This window comes from Nocardia grenadensis (assembly GCF_050942415.1).
In the GTDB taxonomy this organism is placed as follows: Bacteria; Actinomycetota; Actinomycetes; order Mycobacteriales; family Mycobacteriaceae; genus Nocardia; species Nocardia grenadensis.
This window is the reverse complement of sequence record NZ_CP192054.1, coordinates 3906884-3923915: the sequence shown is the minus strand read 5'-3', so window position 1 is coordinate 3923915 and position 17032 is coordinate 3906884. Positions and strand designations below refer to the sequence as shown.

General features: G+C 68.7%; 17 protein-coding genes. 8 read left to right on the top strand and 9 right to left on the bottom strand.

Annotated elements, in window-relative coordinates; all coding sequences use genetic code 11:
• The first annotated feature begins 87 nt into the window (after positions 1-87).
• Genes ACQPYS_RS17855 through ACQPYS_RS17845 form a run of 3 tightly spaced genes read left to right on the top strand, consistent with a single transcriptional unit; the run spans position 88 to position 3623 of the window.
• Positions 88-891, top strand: coding sequence for an SDR family NAD(P)-dependent oxidoreductase (locus ACQPYS_RS17855; protein WP_431937648.1), 804 nt, complete (start codon positions 88-90; stop codon positions 889-891).
• 60 nt (positions 892-951) lie between these two features.
• On the top strand, positions 952-2079 hold the full coding sequence (locus tag ACQPYS_RS17850) for a DUF5938 domain-containing protein (protein WP_433490243.1): 1128 nt from the start codon (positions 952-954) through the stop codon (positions 2077-2079).
• A gap of 8 nt (positions 2080-2087) precedes the next feature.
• Positions 2088-3623, top strand: a complete 1536-nt coding sequence (locus tag ACQPYS_RS17845; RefSeq protein WP_433490242.1) for an acyl-CoA synthetase — start codon at positions 2088-2090, stop codon at positions 3621-3623.
• Between the two features lie 49 nt (positions 3624-3672).
• Here ACQPYS_RS17845 and ACQPYS_RS17840 read toward each other — a convergent pair whose 3' ends face one another.
• On the bottom strand, positions 3673-4833 hold the full coding sequence (locus ACQPYS_RS17840; RefSeq protein WP_433490241.1) for a hypothetical protein: 1161 nt from the start codon (positions 4831-4833) through the stop codon (positions 3673-3675).
• A 324-nt stretch (positions 4834-5157) separates the two neighbouring features.
• Between ACQPYS_RS17840 and ACQPYS_RS17835 the strand changes: the two genes are divergently transcribed.
• Positions 5158-5349 carry a DUF3072 domain-containing protein gene (locus ACQPYS_RS17835; protein ID WP_433490240.1) on the top strand — a complete coding sequence of 64 codons (192 nt, stop codon included), beginning with the start codon at positions 5158-5160 and terminating at the stop codon, positions 5347-5349.
• A gap of 295 nt (positions 5350-5644) precedes the next feature.
• Here the strand turns inward: ACQPYS_RS17835 and ACQPYS_RS17830 are convergent, their stop codons facing one another.
• Both ACQPYS_RS17830 and ACQPYS_RS17825 read right to left on the bottom strand, forming a co-directional pair.
• Positions 5645-6223 (bottom strand): TetR/AcrR family transcriptional regulator, encoded by a 579-nt coding sequence (locus ACQPYS_RS17830; protein WP_433490239.1) that lies wholly within the window; start codon positions 6221-6223, stop codon positions 5645-5647.
• The gene (locus tag ACQPYS_RS17825) at positions 6210-7745 is read right to left on the bottom strand and encodes an MFS transporter (RefSeq protein WP_433490238.1); all 1536 of its coding nucleotides are present in this window, start codon (positions 7743-7745) and stop codon (positions 6210-6212) included. Before ACQPYS_RS17825 ends, ACQPYS_RS17830 begins: the two co-directional genes overlap by 14 nt.
• Before the next feature lie 130 nt (positions 7746-7875).
• On the opposite strand from ACQPYS_RS17825, the gene ACQPYS_RS17820 reads away from it, so the two are divergent.
• The 3 genes from ACQPYS_RS17820 (at position 7876) to ACQPYS_RS17810 (ending at position 10040) form a co-directional block, all read left to right on the top strand.
• Complete coding sequence (locus ACQPYS_RS17820; protein ID WP_433490237.1) at positions 7876-8610, top strand: MBL fold metallo-hydrolase; 735 nt, start codon at positions 7876-7878, stop codon at positions 8608-8610.
• Positions 8611-8733: 123 nt separating this feature from the next.
• Positions 8734-8937 (top strand): hypothetical protein, encoded by a 204-nt coding sequence (locus ACQPYS_RS17815; protein WP_431937654.1) that lies wholly within the window; start codon positions 8734-8736, stop codon positions 8935-8937.
• 224 nt (positions 8938-9161) lie between these two features.
• Complete coding sequence (locus tag ACQPYS_RS17810; protein ID WP_431937655.1) at positions 9162-10040, top strand: alpha/beta hydrolase family esterase; 879 nt, start codon at positions 9162-9164, stop codon at positions 10038-10040.
• 151 nt (positions 10041-10191) lie between these two features.
• On the opposite strand, the gene mbp1 is transcribed toward ACQPYS_RS17810, so the two are convergent.
• The 6 genes from mbp1 to ACQPYS_RS17780 form a co-directional block, all read right to left on the bottom strand.
• Positions 10192-10434 carry a microaggregate-binding protein 1 gene (mbp1, locus tag ACQPYS_RS17805; protein ID WP_433493070.1) on the bottom strand — a complete coding sequence of 81 codons (243 nt, stop codon included), beginning with the start codon at positions 10432-10434 and terminating at the stop codon, positions 10192-10194.
• 276 nt (positions 10435-10710) lie between these two features.
• A complete protein-coding gene (locus ACQPYS_RS17800; protein WP_433490236.1) occupies positions 10711-12006 on the bottom strand; it encodes an MDR family MFS transporter in 1296 nt (431 codons plus the stop codon).
• 19 nt (positions 12007-12025) lie between these two features.
• Positions 12026-12811 carry an ABC transporter ATP-binding protein gene (locus ACQPYS_RS17795; protein ID WP_433490235.1) on the bottom strand — a complete coding sequence of 262 codons (786 nt, stop codon included), beginning with the start codon at positions 12809-12811 and terminating at the stop codon, positions 12026-12028.
• Complete coding sequence (locus tag ACQPYS_RS17790) at positions 12808-13797, bottom strand: FecCD family ABC transporter permease (protein WP_433490234.1); 990 nt, start codon at positions 13795-13797, stop codon at positions 12808-12810. The genes ACQPYS_RS17795 and ACQPYS_RS17790 overlap by 4 nt, the downstream gene beginning before the upstream one ends.
• Positions 13798-13874: 77 nt before the next feature.
• The gene (locus tag ACQPYS_RS17785) at positions 13875-14924 is read right to left on the bottom strand and encodes an ABC transporter substrate-binding protein (RefSeq protein WP_433490233.1); all 1050 of its coding nucleotides are present in this window, start codon (positions 14922-14924) and stop codon (positions 13875-13877) included.
• A gap of 623 nt (positions 14925-15547) precedes the next feature.
• The gene (locus ACQPYS_RS17780; protein WP_433490232.1) at positions 15548-16483 is read right to left on the bottom strand and encodes a LysR family transcriptional regulator; all 936 of its coding nucleotides are present in this window, start codon (positions 16481-16483) and stop codon (positions 15548-15550) included.
• Between the two features lie 61 nt (positions 16484-16544).
• On the opposite strand from ACQPYS_RS17780, the gene ACQPYS_RS17775 reads away from it, so the two are divergent.
• Positions 16545-16955, top strand: coding sequence for a DUF5997 family protein (locus tag ACQPYS_RS17775; protein ID WP_063035091.1), 411 nt, complete (start codon positions 16545-16547; stop codon positions 16953-16955).
• The last annotated feature ends 77 nt before the right edge of the window (positions 16956-17032 follow it).

Below are 17032 nucleotides of genomic sequence, written 5' to 3'. Positions count from 1 at the left end.
GATTTCGCCCTACTGTGTCTCCCGACACACCACGTCGTTGTTGTGGTTCAGATCACAATCTCGGCTGCTTTCGAGAGAGGAACGGATATGACAAGTTACGACCTGGGCGGACGGGCTGCGCTGGTCACCGGGGGCGCGCGCGGGCTGGGTGCGGGGATGGCCCAAGCGTTGGCCGAGGCCGGCGCGGCGGTGGCGATCGCCGATATCGACGCCGACGGCGGCCGCACGATGGTCGAGAAACTGCGGGCGCAGGGGAGCCGGGCCGAATTCGTCTCGCTGGACGTCACCGACGACGCCGCGTGGGAACGCGCGGTCACCACGGCCGTCGGCGCGCTGGGCGGGCTGGACATCGTTGTCAACAACGCGGGCGTGGAGGTCACCAGCCTGCTGGCCGATCTCGATCCCGACCAGGCCCGCACCATGCTCGATGTCAATCTGCTCGGGACCGCGCTCGGTATCAAACACGCTTTCCGGGCCATGCGGCCGGGCGGGGCCGCCGGGCGTGGCGGGGCCGTGGTGAACATCGCGTCGGTCGCCGCGACGATCGCGTTTCCCGGGATCAGCGTCTACTCGGCCACCAAATCGGGTATCGACCGGCTGACCAGGGTGGCCGCCGCGGAATCGGGGAAGCTCGGCTACGGCGTGCGCGTCAACTCGATCTATCCCGCCCTGACCCCCACCGCGATGGGGAACAAACTCGCGGTCGACTGCGCGGAGCTGGGATTGTTCCCCTCCCCGGAGGCCGCGGCGCAAGCGGTCGCCGAACTCACCCCCTTGGGCCGGCTGGGCCAGGTCGACGATATGGCCGACGCGGTCGTATTCCTCGCCTCCGACGCGGCGAAGTTCATCACCGGTGCCGGGCTGCCTGTCGACGGGGGAATGGGCATGTAGCGACAGCCCGGTCCCAACTACCGCCCACTTCCCACCCGAAGACGAGGAGAGAACCCCACCATGGCTACCGACAAACAGGTCGTCGTCTACGGCGCGTCCGGCTACACCGGCCGGCTGATCTGTGAATACCTACGCGAGTACGGCATTCCCTTCCTGGCCGCCGGCCGTGACCACGCGCGGCTGAAGGCCGCGGTCGACGCGGTACCCGGTATCGACACCGTGGACCACGAGATCGTCGAGGTCGAGCACACGAGCGCCGCCCTGGCCGACGCGTTCCGGGGCGCGCGGGTCGTGCTCAATACGGTCGGTCCGTTCGCCCGGTACGGGCATCCGGTGGTCGAGGCGTGCCTGGAGATCGGCACGCACTACACCGATACCAACGGTGAGCAGAACTGGATGATCGACGCCCAGGAACGCTACAGCGCCGATTTCGCCTCCCGCGGCCTACTGCTCACCCCCGGCCTGGCGCAGATGTACACCATCGGTGAGATCGCGGCCAATATCTGCCTGGAGAATCCCGGCCTGGACACCCTCGATATCGAGGTGTTCTGGAAGGGGCACCCGACCGTCGCCTCCACCAATACGATTCTCACCAATGCCGCTTTCGCCGAGGCCTACTACCTCGAACAGAACGAGTACGTGGAATGGCCGGTCGACGAAGGGCTCTACCAGGTAGTGGTGCCGGGACAGCACGAACTGGGCCTGGCTCTGCCGTGGGGCGGTACCTCGCATCCGGTGTGGTTCAAGAACGATCCACGGGTCGCGAATGTGCGTGCGCTCGGCGGCGTCATGAACCGTCCGCTGATGCTCGGTGTGCCGCAGCTGGTGGCGGCGGCCCTGGCGCAGATGGACGGTAAGTCGGCGGCGGAGAAGTACCGCATCATCGACGAACAGTCCGCCGCCATCCGCAGCGAGATGCCGCCGCGGGAGAATCCGCGGATCAACACCTCACTCGACTCGGTGTACGCCTCCGGGCCGTTGGGCCGGGCGCACTGCCTGATCCACGGCAACTGCAACTACAAGCAGACCGCGCTGCTCAACGCCCACGCCGCGGCCGCCCTGTTGCAGGAGCCCCCGCGAGTGACCGGATTCGCCTCGAGCTGCCGGGCATTCGGGCATCGGGAACTGCTCGGCACGCTCCGCGCGTTCGGGCTGGTCCTCGATCCCATCGTCACGGTGCACCGCTGAGGCCGTCGATGCGACTCGCGGACTATCTCGACAAGGGGGTCTCGCTCGGCCGCGAGGCCCCCTGCCTCACCTCCGGCGCAACAACACGCACCTACGGCGAGGTGTACGACGATTCGGTCGCCGTCGCCGGCGCCCTGCAGCACACCGGGATCGCGGCCGGGGACCGGGTCGCGGTCCTGTCGGCCAACGATCCGCTCGCTCTGACCTGTGTTTTCGGTATATCGCGCGCCGGCGCGGTGTGGTGCCCGGTCAACCCGCGCAACGAGGCCGAGGAGAACCGTCAGCTCTTCGAACTGTTCGGCTGCCGGCTGCTCTTCTTCCAGAAGAGCTTCGCCGGCCTGGTGGCCCGTATTCGCGACCACCTGCCGCGGCTGGAGTGGCTGGTCTGTCTGGACGGCGACGCCGAGGGCGCGGTCGCGTTCGAGACGTGGCTGGCCGCGCACCGCGCCGAACCCGACACCCGCCGGCGCCCGGGGGACGGGCTGTGCATGCTCGCCGGAACCGGCGGGACCACCGGCCGGCCGAAGGGCGTGCGGCTGACCGAACTCAATATGATGACCTCGACCGCGCTGGCGCTGATGAGCTATCCGTTCGGCGACCGCCCGCGCTACCTCGCCCTCGCGCCGCTCACCCATTCGGCGGGCGTGCTCACCTTCCCGATTCTCGGCCTGGGCGGTGAGGTCGTCATCATGCCGGCGCCCGATATCGGGCAATTCCTGGCCCTCGCCGCGCGACACCGGATCACGCACGCGTTTCTGCCGCCGACCGTGATCTACGGTCTGCTTGATCACCCCGACCTCGATCGCACCGACCTGTCGTCGCTGCGCTGTCTGTGGTACGGCGCCGCGCCGATGTCGCCGACCCGGCTCGCGGAGGCACTGGAGCGGATCGGCCCGGTTCTGGGACAGTTGTTCGGCCAGACAGAGGCACCGAATATGATCGCGACTCTCGCCCCGGCCGATCATTTTCGGCCCGACGGCTCGGTCGCCATCGAGCGTCTCGCCTCGGCCGGTCGGCCCACTCCACTGACAACGGTCGCCATCATGGACGGGCGGGGCACGATACTGCCGCCCGGCGCGCGTGGCGAGATCGTGGTGCGAGGCCCGCTGGTGATGGACGGATACCACGAGAACCCCGTCGCGACAGCGGAAGTCAGCGCATACGGCTGGCACCACACCGGTGATATCGGTTATCTGGACGAGGACAATTTCCTCTACGTCGTCGACCGCGCCAAGGACATGATCATCACCGGTGGATTCAATGTCTACTCCGCCGAAGTCGAGCAAGCCGTCCTCGCGCACGCCGCGGTGGCGGAGAGTGCGGTGGTAGGCCTGCCCGACGAGAAATGGGGTGAACGGATCACCGCGGTGGTGCGCCTACGTCCGGGGCATACGGTGACCGCCGACGAACTGATCTCGTTCGTCAAGCAGCGCATCGGCAGCGTCAAAGCCCCCAAGCAGGTGGAGATCTGGCCGGATCTACCGCGCTCGAAAGTCGGCAAGGTACTGAAGAACGTGATCCGTTCCGAACTCCGGGTCGAGTGAGCCGGTGTCGGCGGGCCGATCCCGCGGCTGCCGCCCGGGGGCCCCGCTGTCAGAACGCGACCGCGGCCTCGGCGAGACGTTCGAACACCGCGGGATCGGGCCATTCGCCGGCGCGGTAGCGCGGCGGGTGGATGCCGGGCATCGGGGCGATACCGGTGAGATCGACGGCGGTATCGAACGGCACCATGAGGGTCTGTTCGTCGTCGGTGGCGAACGCGAGGAAATCGGCCACCGGCAGGGCGGCGTCGACACCCTCGCCCCAGACCGTGACGGTATGGATACGGTCTCCGCGTTCGGCCACCATCAGGCTGCTCACGTAGATCGCCTCCAGGTCGTCCCGGTAGTGCTCCTCGAGCCACTGCTGCTGGGCGTTGTATTCGGCACCGGCCAGCACCGCGCGCGCCCGAGCGACCTCGGCGTCGTTCGCGGTGGTCACCCGGTCGAGGGGGATCACCAGGCCGGATTCGTCGAGGGTGTAACCCTGGGGCGACAGCGGCCGTGCCGCCTCCCGGTACTCCTGTTCGGCCGTTTCGAAGGCCTCGGACAAGAGCTCCGGGTCGCCGGGAACGATCAGTAGGCTCCGCTGATCCGGAATGAACGCGACCGGCGGATGCTCGAAGTTCGTCGTCGAGACGAGCAGCCAATCCGGCACCAGAATCCACGACGACAGGTATTCCGCCTCGTCGACCGTAATCTTCACGATGCCGTCGCTCGGTAGTTCCGCCACCGGCACCACCGCGGCCAGGTTCTCCCGGGCCACCGTCAACGCTTCTTCCGCCGTCACGCCCCATCCGGCGAGCTTCGTCTCGTCCGGAAAACCGATGACATCCGGATAGTCGATGGCCAGCAGCTCGTCCACGAACGGGAAGATCGGCCGCCGTATCCGCGAACCCTCGTCCGCGAGCGCATAGGTCGACGGCCGCAGCACCGGCCGCAGCAGCGGGCGTACCTCTTCCCAGCTCTCGGGTGGCGCCGCGGGCGTCACCAGCGCGGGCACGATCCGTGCCAGCCATTCCCGCGTCTCCTCCGGCGATCGTTCACGCGTCTCCGTGAAGAGGTTCCCGAGATGCAGGACGGCGGCGCCGCCGTCGTACCGGACGGCGAATTCGTCGGTGTCGTAGCTGACATCGGTGACACCGGCCGCGCGCATATGCCCGAACACCTGCAATGCGAATTCGCGCCGTACCCGGTCGTCGTCGATATTCGTCATCTGGAAGAGCAACCTCACACTCGGTGGTTCGGGCGACGGCAGGACGCGGACACTACCGCAACAGCCGTCGGCAGCGACCGGTGATGTTCCCAGTGCCGGTGCTCCGACGGTGAACGTACGGGGTCGGGGCGGTCGGCGGCCCGCACCGGGCGACGGCCGGACCACCACCGGCAGGTGTGTTCGGATCGGATAGGACGTGCGCATCGCCGCGACCTCGTCGCCCGCGGGATGCCGCCGCATCGCGGACGTGCCGCCGTGGCGGCACTGGTTGAAGCGGCGTGATCCGGGTACGCGGCCTCAGAACACTCGTGGAGAGGAGCGGTAATGGTGCAGCAGCAGCCGGAGAAGGACCGGGACCAGTGGACCACCGGTGACGAGCCGATGACCGGCCCGCAGGAGTCCTATCTGCACACCCTGGCCCAGGAAGCCGGGCAGCAGGTGCCGGAGGGGCTGACCAAGGCGCAGGCCTCACAGCTGATCGACGAACTCCAGCAGCGCACCGGCCGCGCGGTCTGAGCGCGGGACGACACGCACGCCGGCAGTGCTGTCGACCGGCCCGGCGGACCTATCGGGGAATGTCACATCCCGCTCGGGCCCGGGCGGCGGCGTACGCCGGAACCGCCGAGATCGCGATGACCACCGCCGCGATGGTGAACGCGGCGGCGCAGGAGTGGCCGACGACCGGAAGCACGACCAGCGGACGAGTGGCTGCCCGACCGTCCGTCCGCGCAGTGCCGGCCCGCCGCTGCGCTCCACGGCCCGCCGATCAGTCGCACCCGGGTACGTTATGAACCGCGCGTTCCTGCTGGAGTTACCCGTTGCCCGGCGCCGCGGTCTCGGTCATGGTGAGCAGTTGGGCGCGTGCCGATTCGAGCCGGTCGGCGGCGAGATAGGGACTGTGGACGGCGGTGGCCAGCCCCTCGGCCGCGAAGCGGATCACCGACGTCGTCCCGGGTGCGAGACCGTCGGCGTCGAACGCCTCGTCCAGCCGCCGCGCGTCCTCGGCGAAGAGTTGCTCGAGGCCGGAGACGGTACCCAGGGTCACGACCAGGCCGGTCGGGCTGAACGCCCGCGCGACCGATTCGCTACCGCTGGTCAGGGCGCGGACGTATCCGCGAGTGAACTTCCCGGGCCGGTTCTCGGACAGGTCGATGCACTCGTGTATCTCGGCCCACACTTTCGCGATCAGATGTTCGGTGACCCCGGCCAGCAGTGCGTCCCGGTTCGGGAAGTGGTGCATGAGACCGCCCTTCGTGACGCCCGCGGCCGCGGCGATACCACTCAGGCTCACCCGGCCGCCGCGTTCGGCGAACATCCGTTCCGCGGCCTCGAGCACGGCCAGCCGGGTGCGTTCCTTGTCTCGGGTGAGGCCTTGGTCAGACCGGCTCATGCTGCCCCTGCTCCTTGTCCGCGGCCGGTCGGTGCGACGGGATGACGCGCCAGGCCAGTATTCCCGCGACCACGAGCAGGGCCGCCGCGAGATACGACGTGGACTGCAGCGCGGTGGTGAAGGCGTGTGCCGCACGGGTGAAGATATCGGAATCGCCCGCGACCCCCGCCGCGCCCGCGAGCGAATCCCGGGCCGCGGCGGCCACGTCCGGGTCTGCGCCGGGCCCGAGTTCCAGATTCGCGCGGTACTGTGCCAGCTGGATCGAACCCAGCACCGCGATACCCAGTGCGCCGCCCATTTCGTAAGCGGTCTCGGCAATAGAGGCGGCGGCGCCCGCCCGCTCCTTCGGCACCGCGGTGACCACCGCGTCCGTCGACAGCGTCATGGCCACGCCGACACCGAGTCCCAGCACCGCCAGCGCGATCCCGAGAGTCCAGAAACCGGACGAGGTAGCGGCCCAGCCGACCCCGGCGAGACCGGCGGCGGCCACCAGCAGCGCGCCGCCGATCGTCCGCCCGGCCCCGAACCGGGCCACCAGGAGGCCGACTACGGCGATCACGGCCAGGGCGGCCAGTGTCGTCGGCAGCTCGGCCAGCCCGGCCCGCAGTGGGCCGTACCCGCGGACGAGTTGCAGGTACTGGGAGAAGAAGAACAGCAGCCCGAGGAATGCGAAGATCGACAGCGCGGTGGACAGCACGGCACCGCTGAACGCGGGCATCCGGAACAGCGAGATATCCACCAGCGGCAGCGCCAATCGCGACTGTCTGCGCAGGAAGAGCAGGCCGCCGGCCGCGCCGATCAGCGCCGCCACCGCAACCGTCGCGTCGAGCCCGGTTCCGGCCCAGTGCTTCACCGCGTAGACCAGCGGCACGATGGTGACGATCGACAGCACCGAGGACAACCAGTCCACCGCGTGTGCCGCGGTACCGCGGGATTCCGGCAACAGGAGCGCGCCCGCCACCAGGACGACGGCCATGACCGGCACATTGATGAGGAATACCGAACCCCACCAGAAATGTTCGAGCAGCAGACCGCCGACCAACGGTCCCGCCGCCGCGCCGGCGGTGGCGCCGGCCGACCATACGGCGATCGCAGTCGTCCGCTGCCGCGGATCGGTGAATACGGCACGCACGATGGACAGGGTCGACGGCATCAGCGTCGCCCCGGCCACCCCGAGCAGCGCTCGCGCGGCGATGAGGGTTTCGGCGTTCGGCGCCAGGGCGGCGAGAACGGAGGCGGCGCCGAACGCGCCCGCGCCGATCAGCAGAAGACGTTTGCGCCCGATCCGGTCGGCGAGATTGCCCATGGTGATGAGCAGCCCGGCCAGGACGAACCCGTAGATATCGCCGATCCACAGCAGCTGTGTGGCGCTGGGCCGGATATCGGCTGTCAGCGCCGGTACCGCGAGATAGAGCACGGTCCCATCGATGGCGAGCAGTAGCACCACGCTGACCAGCGCGGCCAGGGCCGCCCACTCCCGGCGGCCCGCCCGGCCGGCTCCGATTTCCACTGCTTCGCTCATTCCTCCTATTTTAACAGTCCATCTGGATTGTTATAGAGACTGAATGGACTTTTGCCCAGCATCACGACCCCGGGCGGCTCGTGTCTCTCGTCGCGATCTCCGCGGCGGGGCCGACCGCTAGCGTTTCGGTATGACGGTGACGTGGGAAGAGTTGGGGTGGGAGCGGCTCGCCGAGGGAGTAGGCCGCTGCCGGCTGCCGGTATGGGACTGCACGGCCGGGTTGATCGTTGGGGAGGAGGTCGCATTCGTGATCGATACCGGGTCGAGTCCCGAGGAAGGCGCCCGGGTGCGGGACCGGGCACAGCGGCTGGCCGGGCGGGAGGTCACCGGTATCGCGCTCACCCATTGTCACTTCGACCATGTCTTCGGCGCGGCGGCGTTCGGGCCCGTGCCGATCTTCGCGGCGGACGGTGCGCAGGCGCTGTACCGGGACGGACGAGCGGAGTTGTATGCCGATGCCGTGGACAACGGGCTCGACACGGCAGCCGCCCGGGCGGCCGCCGACGCACTCGTCCGTCCCGGCGAATACGTGCGGGAGGTGACCGCGCTGCGGCGCGGTGCCGGTCGCGAAATTCTGCTGGTCCGTATCGGCCCCGGGCATACCGGGCACGATCTCGCCATCGTGGTGCCCGGCGACCCCACCGTGGTGTTCTGCGGTGATCTCGTCGAGGAGTCGGGGGAGCCGCAGGCCGGCCCCGACGCCGTGGGGTCGCGGTGGCCCGACGCACTCGACCGGTTGCTCGAGCTGGGTGGTGCGGACGCGATGTACGTGCCCGGGCACGGAACGGTGGTGGACGCGGAATTCGTCCGGCGGCAGCGGGACGACCTGGCCGCCCGTTTCGGGGTGGACGATTCCACCGCGTAGTAGGAGGCGCCGGCGATTCCGGCGGCCACCGTGTGCCGAGGCGTTTTGCGGGTATGTGCGACATAGGAACTCGACCAACCCGTTCGGGTGTCGCCGGTTCCGGTAGAACATCAGGAGGTTCTCATGCTCGCCATCGCCGCCGCCGTCGCGTTCGGTCTCGCGCTCCTTTTCGATCTGACGAATGCCAGCCTCGGTGACTCCGTCACCGGCGGCACTCTGGTCACCATCGGCCTGTTGCTGATCGCCCTACATCTCGCGGGATTCGGTACGGGTGCGCGTGCCGGGGCCGGAGGCAGGTCCTGGAGCTGGCGCCGCGTCCGCCGCTGAGCGGCTACGGAGGTCCGGCCCCGACCGGGCCGGACCTTCTCGACGGAGTCGCTGGGGCCGGTGGGCCGGCTGCCGCTCGCGTGACCGGAGCGGGCTCGTCGCGTCCTTGCCCGTCCGGATCCCCGGTGTGCGGCCGCTGGGCTCGAACCGGCCGATTCTGCACAAATCCATGGCCTCCTGAGTAGTCTGCGAGCAGGAAGTACGTTCGCACACAAGGAGTTTCCGTGGCGTTCTCCCTTTCGAAACGTCTGGGCGCGCTCTTCGCCGCGTCCTGCGCGGCCCTGTCACTCGTGGTACACGCAACGGGTTCCGCCGCCGCCGAAGAGTTTCCCGAAGACCCGGGCGGTACCGCCGTCGCGTGTTCCACCACCCCGACCGGTGGCAACCTGAAGGTCGACGGCTTGGACGGCCGGTACTACCTGGTACACGTGCCCTCCGGCATCTCCGCCGGTGGCGCGCCGCTCGTGGTCGTCGTCCACGGTGGATACAGCACCCCGGAGAACATCGCCACCGCATCGGGCTGGAATGCGATCGCCGACCAGCAGAAGGCCATCGTGGTCTATCCGCGCGGTAGCAAACCGGAGAGCCCGGGCTGGGGCTGGGACGCAGGTGCGGGCGCCTACGACATCACCCATATCCAGAAGGTGGTGGCCGATGTGCGCGCGAAATACTGCGTGAACCCGAAACGTATCCATCTGTCGGGCCATTCCAACGGTGGACAGATGGCCTCCCGCGTCGCCTGTACTGATCCTGGTCTTTTCGCTTCGGGCGCGGTCTATGCGCCCGCGCCCCCACCCACGGGCTGTGACCCGGCTCGGGCGGTCTCCTGGGGAGTGTTCGCCTCGGCGAACGACACCACGGTGGTCGAACCCATCGCCTACAGCCATGTCGTGTACTGGAGCTGGGAAAACCGCCCCTGCCAGAACGAGCAACCCGACGGCGGAACCGATGTCAAGGATTCGAAGCGCTGGGACTGCGCGTCCGGTACCCAGGTCCTGTGGCGTGTCTACAACGGCGGTAGTCATGCCTGGCCGACGGGTACGCGACGCACCGAGGTGCTGAACCGGATGTGGCAGCTGTTCTCGGCCCACCCACATCCCTGACCGCTGGCTCGAGCGGAAGCGAGTCGGCGGTCCGGAATCGCTGTGACGACAGGACAACGGCGGCCACCCGGACTTGTCCGGGCGGCCGCCGTCGAGTGAGCGGTATCCGCGCGCCCCGCGGAAGGCGTTCGGGACACCGCCGCCGAAATCGCTATCGTCCCTGATGCGACCGCTGCCGTGCTTCCTGTACGTCGGCCTCGGAGCGCGCCTTCTCGGCTTCGGCTTCCTTCTCCGCGACCTCACGCTGCGCATCGGCCTTATCCTGCTGGGCGATGCCCTCGTCACGCAGGTCCTTGTTGTCGAGGAGGGTACCGCCTACTTCTTTGGCCTTGCCCTTCACGCCTTCGACGACGCCTTCCAGTCCTTCCCGGGGGCCAGTCTGCTTCTCGGCCACGATATCTACCTCCGACTGTTCGGTTTTGGTGGATATCTGCGACATACCCGGCGTTCACGGGTTCAATCGGTGTTCTTTCCGGGTGGCGTGGACGCGGCAAGCGCAGCCCGTGCGGCAGTGCGCGGTCGTCGACCGGTTTCCTACCGCCGTGGCAACAGTGGCTCGGCTTCACCGCCGCCGCGCTGCTCTTCGTCGCCTCCTCGGCGAGTTCCCACGATGCCGAGGGGACCAGCCGTCTGGTTTCCGGTCCACGACCCACTCTTTTCGACCGCGATGCTATTCGGCACCGCGGGACAGACCTGCCGATGCCGAACCACGTGAGCGCAGCTGCAGCACCAGGACGAGAGCACTGCCGGCGAGGGTCACGGCGACCGCGCACCACGGCGCGGCGAGCCCCCAGCCGGTGCCGGTCGGCATCACGTCGATCAGGGCTCCGATGAGTACCGAGCCGACCAATACGCCGAGTCCGCCGATCGAAGCGAGGAGTCCGTAGTACGACCCGAGGCGGCGTTCGGCGGCGAGTCGCGGCACCAGATCTCGGGCGACGGGCATGGCGATCATCTGCCCGAGGGCCAGGAGGAGGGTGAACACGGCGGCGGGAATCAGTGCGGGCAGGCCGTGGAGCCGGGCCGGCGCGAGGAGAGCCATCACGACGAATGCGCCCGCCATCACGGTCAGGCCCGCCGGCAGGGCCGTGGCGGTGCGCAGCCGTCGCGTGATGGGCAGCTGGGCGAGGACGACGAATACCGACGTCAGAGCGAAGTACCAGCCCAGCGGGGCCTGTGAACCCCATGCGCGATCGATCTCCAGGGGGAGCAGCAGATACAGCTGGTTGTATGCCACCAGCTGGGAGCTCATCGCTACCGCGAAGAGGAGAAAGCGCTTGTTCGCGACCACTTCCCGCCAGCCGTCGAGCCACCCGTCGGCGGCGTGGGCGCCGGGATGGGCCGGGAGCCGGCGGAGATGGAAGAGGAGGATCGCGACGAAGAGACCGGCCGCGACCAGGCACGCGGCGGAGAAGTCGACCACCAGCAGCAACGATCCGAGCAGCGGACCGGCGAAGGTGCCGATCTGACCGCATACGGTGAACAGCGCGAAAGCATCCGTGCGGGACCTGCCGCCGTTCTCGTCGCTTCCGGCGGCAGTGGCGAGGGCGGACTCGACCGCCGGCGAGAACAGCGCGCCGGCGAACCCGGTCAGGATGGTCGCCACTACGATTGCGGGCACCGACGCGGCGAAGGCCAACCCGGCGAAGCCGAGGATCCGGCACACACACCCGGCGAGGACCACCGGCTTCACACCCCACCGGTCCGCGAGCGAGCCGCCGATGAAGAACAAGCCCTGCTGGGAGAACGTGCGGAGCCCGAGCACCACGCCGACGAACGCCGCCCGCAGGCCGAGATCCTCCGTCAAGTGCACCGACAGGTACGGCAACACCATGAAGAAGCCGATATTGAACGCGAGCTGGGTGAGGACGAGCAGCCGGACCGTCGGAGTCGCGTCCGCCAGGCCGGTCAGCAGCGACCAACGGTGGTGGCGCGGCCGCCGGGGACGTGCTGTCGTATCCGGCACCGCCGAGGCCTGCCGGTCGTCAGCGCGCGGGGACGGCAACGGGACCGGGTTCGAACAGGATCGACAGCCGCCCCTTCGACTCGTCGACGAGGACTTCGGCACGGACGTTGTACACCTGGGCGATCAGATCGGAGGTCAGGACCTCGGCGGGTTTTCCGCCGGCGACGACCCGGCCTTCCTTCAAGACGATCACCGCGTCGCAGAACATGGCGGCGAGATTGAGGTCGTGCAGGGCGATCACACTGGTGACCGGCAGCCGGGTGACGAGTGCCAGCAACTCCAACTGGTGATGGATGTCCAGGTGATTGGTCGGCTCGTCCAGCAGCAGCTCACGCGGCTCCTGGGCCAGGGCCCGGGCGATCTGGACACGTTGTTTCTCGCCGCCGGAGAGTCGGTGCCAGAGCCGGTCGGCTTTCGCGGTGAGGCCGGTATGCTCGAGCGCGGCCGCCACCGCGGCCTCGTCGGCGGACGGGTTCCCGCCGAACGTGGTGCGGTGTGGGATGCGCCCCAGGCGCACGACGTCGCCGACGGTGATGTCGAGGTCGGTGTCGGCGTGCTGGCTCACCACGGCCACCGCGCGCGCGACCTCCTTGCGTCGCATGGTGGACAGGTCGTTGCCGTCGAGGGTCACGACACCCGTGGTCGGGCGCACGACACCGTTGAGCAGATGCAGTAGTGACGACTTCCCGGACCCGTTCGGACCGAGCAGACCCAGGGTCGCACCCGGCGCCATCGTCACCGTGACTCCGTCGACGACGAGCGCACCACCACGGTTCCAGGTGACGGCGTCCGCGTGCAGTGTCACTGTTTCCTCCTCCTGCGCGACAGGATGACGATGAACGCGGGAACACCCACCAGCGCGGTCCCGACGCCCACCGGCAGCGGAGTGGGCGCGAAGGCGACACGGGAGACGGCGTCCACCCACACCATGAACACCGCTCCCAGCAGGGCCGTCGCGGGAATCAACCGGCTGTGCCGCGGTCCCAGCAGGAAGCGCGCCGCGTGTGGGAGTACGAGCCCGACGAACCCGATCGCCCCGGCGACGCTGACCAGGGTCGCGGTGATGATCGCGGTGACCACCAGGAGCATGAGCCGGATCTTCCCGACGGAGATACCGAGCGAGGCCGCGACATCGTCACCGAAGGCGAAGGCATCCAGGGTATGCGTGGAGTACAGGCACACCGCCGTCCCGAGGAGCACCACCACCGCGCACAGGCGGACGTCGTCCCAGCGGACGCCCTCGAGCGATCCCAGCAACCAGAACATCACGCCGCGGGTCTCGTCGGAGTCCGCGAACGCGAAGATGACGAACGAGGTCAACGCCGAGAACAACTGGGTACTGGCGACACCCGCGAGGATGACGCGGTCGTTGCTACCGCCGGCGAGGCGGGCGAGCAGGAGCACCAGCCCGAACGCGACCAGTGCCCCGATGAACGCACCGCCGGACAGACCGAGGGCGGCGCCGCCGACACCGAGAACCCCGACGATCACCGCACCGGTCGACGCGCCCGACGAAATGCCCAGGACGAAGGGGTCCGCGAGGGGGTTGCGCAACAGCGACTGCATAATCGCGCCGCAGATTCCGAGCCCGGCGCCGCACGCGGCCGCCACCAGCGTCCGCGGGAGCCGTTCCTCCCATACGATCGCGTTCTTCGCCGGCCGTACCGGAATGTCGGCGAGGCCGAGATGATTGAGCAGGACGTCACGGACGTTCACCGACGAGATGTCCGCCGGACCCAGTGTGGCGGCGACGAGAACCGACAGGGCGAGCGCGACGAGCCCGCCGGTCACGATCAGCGACCCGGCGACCCACTGCCGCCCCCGGATCGGTCCGGGGGCGGTGGTGTCGGCGCGGTCGCGGGTGGCGGTCAGTTGGGCACCCGCAGGTCGTCCAGGCCGGCGGCCACCTTTTCGAGCCCGTCGACGGAGCGGATGGACGGGTTCATCTCCGCGCCGTGCAGTGCGATGTACCGCTTGTTGCGGACGGCGTCCAGATTCCGCGTGACCGGATCGGATTCGAGGAAGGCGATCTTGTCGGCCAGCAGATCGCCGGGGAACCGGTTGCGCAGGAGGTCGCCGAGAACGAGGACATCCGGATTGCGCTCCACGATGGTCTCCCAGCCCACGGCGGGCCAGTCGTCGGTCAGGTCCGTGAACACATTGGTGGCACCGACCGTGCTGGCGAGCAGGTTCGCCGAACCCAGGCCGCCGGCTACGTACGGGCTCTTGGTATCGGCGAACCAGAAGGCCATCGACACATCCGACTTCTCGATCCCGGCGAGGGCCGCCGTCTCGCGGCCCCGCAGTTCGTCGATGAGTCGCGCGCCCCGCTCGTTCACATCGAAGATGGCGGCGAGCTCACCGATTTCCTGGTACAGCGCGTCCATCGTCAGCGGTGTGGTGCGTTTCCCGCCACCGTTGATGCTCACGCCTTTCTCACAATCGGTCGGGGACAGATACGATTCGATCCCGGTCTCGGCGAACCGGGCGCGCTCCGCGACGCCACCCCGTTTGAAGTGCCGGCCGAACGACGCGGTGACGAAGTCGGGGTCGGCACCCAGGACGACCTCGTAGGTCGGGGCGTTGTCGGCGAGCCGGGGAACCGTTTCGTTCGCCGCCGCCAGATTCTCGCGGACGGGATCCGTCCACGATGCGGTTCCCACCACGCGGTCTCCGAGACCGAGCGACAGCAGGATCTCGGTCGAGCCCTGATCCAGCGAGACGACCCGCTGCGGCGCCGCGTCCACGGTGACCGTTGTGCCGCAGTTGTCGAGAACCAGGGGGTAGGTGGTACCGCCCTCTCCGCTGGTGACGGCTCCGGCATCGCCGACCTGCTCGGATTGCCCGCAGGCGACGAGCGCGCTCGCCAGTACGGCGATACCGGCCACGAGGCCGATCCGGCCCACAGAAATCTTCACGTTCGCCACAGCTTTCTGTCTGTCGGGTACAGGTGTCGCCTCGAGCGATCACGGTGGGCCGACATGCACAACCTGTGTCGAGGGAGCAGATGCACGCTAGCACAAGTAAACCTAACCTTAGTGGCGCGTATACCCGCCGGTCAGAGCCATGCAAGCCGACTATGGCGTGGGGCGCCGAGTCTACAAACACAGCGGCTCCGGCCGCACCGGTGGTCTCGACGGCCTCCACGAGTTCATGCGGGTGAAGAACATCCGAATCGGTACGGGCTGACCCGCGGCCGATCAGGACCGGGAGCCCGGCGTCGGACATCGGCCGCGGTCCGGATGTCACGGCCGCGCCGCCGGCCACTACCTGATCGCGACCACCATCGCGTCGTTGATCGAACGCCACGCCACGCCCGCCTCCGAGAACCCGGCCTCCCGTCGAACGCGAGCTGTGCCAGGCCCCCGGATGCTCCTCGCCGGGGAGGCGTGGATACCGCCGGGCCGCGAGCGGCGGCCGGCTCGGGCTTTCGCGGAGGCGCGGGATTCAACGGACTGCCTGCGCAATGCCCAACCGTCCCCGCCGCGGTGCCGATTGTCCGGATGGCTCGAGGGGTTATCCGGTCTGCGGAGTCGAGTGACTAGCGTTTACGCCCCCGCGCCGGCTTCTTCCTCGAGGGGATCGGTTTCCGCGCGGGACGCGGTCGTTTCCCCGCGGATTGCGGCTTGCGCGGTTCTGGTTCGGTGCCCTTCCCGGCGGGGGATCGGGAGCTGTGTTCGGAACGGCCGCGCACCACGCCGATGAACTCCTCGACCAGGTCGGTGGTCCGGGTCGACGGCCAGACCAGGGCGATTTCGGTGTCGTCGGTATCGGTCACGGTGCGGTAGACGATGTCGCGCCGGTGGTGCAGGCGGGCGATCGAATGGGGCACGATGGCGACCCCGACTCCGGCGGCGACGAGTTCGATGGTGGCTTTGACGGCGTCGATATCGCCGGCGTCCTGTAGGCGCTCGCCCGCGAGATCGGCCATGCCGACCTCCTCGAATAGTGAGATCTCGTTGTCCTTGGATACCACGACGACGGGCAACTCACGGTAGAGCGGGATCGCGTGCATGCCGTCACGCTCGATCGGCAAGCGGGCGAAGCACATATCGACGCGGCCCTCGCGCAGCGCCGACTCCTGGTCGGCCTGGGCGAGGGCGACCAGCTCGAGCGGGGTATCCGGGAACCGCCGGCCCCATATCCGCTCCCACTTGGTGACGGTGACACCGGGCACGAACCCGATCCGCAGCGTGGCGGGAGCCGCGACCGCCGTGGTGCCGGTCTCGTTCTCGGTACGAGCGATGATGTCGCGCGCCTCCCGCAGTAACTCCCGTCCCGCGTCGGTCAGCCGGGTCGGCTGGGCGCCGGGCACGAACAGCTTCGTACCGAGCTCGGTCTCCAGGTCGATGACCGTGTGGCTGAGTTTCTGGCGCGAGATGTGCAATGCCTTCGCGGCGCGTGCGAAGTGCAGTTCCTCCGCGACTGCGGCGAACCAGCGCAGCCGCTGCACATCGATCGAGGGGAACCGGCTCATACCGGCAAGCGTATGGCACCGCGAAGTCCGGACCGCCTCGGCGGCCCGATACGCTGTTGCGGTGAGCCCGGACCAGAAATCGCAGATGATGAAGCCGCTGACCGCGGCGAACAAGCTCGGCATCTATCTGCCGGCGGCTCCCGAAGAGTTCCGGAACCACCCGATTTCCCGAAATGAGCTGGACGAGCTCCGGGCGAACCCGCCGCAGTGGCTCGCCGAGCTGCGCCGTACCGGACCGTTCCCGCGCGATATCGTGGCCCGTAAGCTCGGTGTCTCCAACAGTGGCCTGACCCGGGCCGGAGTGTCCGACGCGCTCACCGCCGACGAGATCGCCGCGTTCCTCGCGGATCCGCCGGAGTGGCTGATCCGCGAACGCGAAAGCTATGCCGTCGTGCGCGCCGAGGAGGAACGGGTCCAGGCCAAGGAAGCCGAACGCCGGGCAGCGACCAACCGCGCGGCGAAGGGCTACTGATCGTTCCGAGTCGACCGAACTCGGGGGGCAGTCCTCGCCGCGGCGCCGGTGAGCCGGCCGGGCATTCCCTTGGTGCA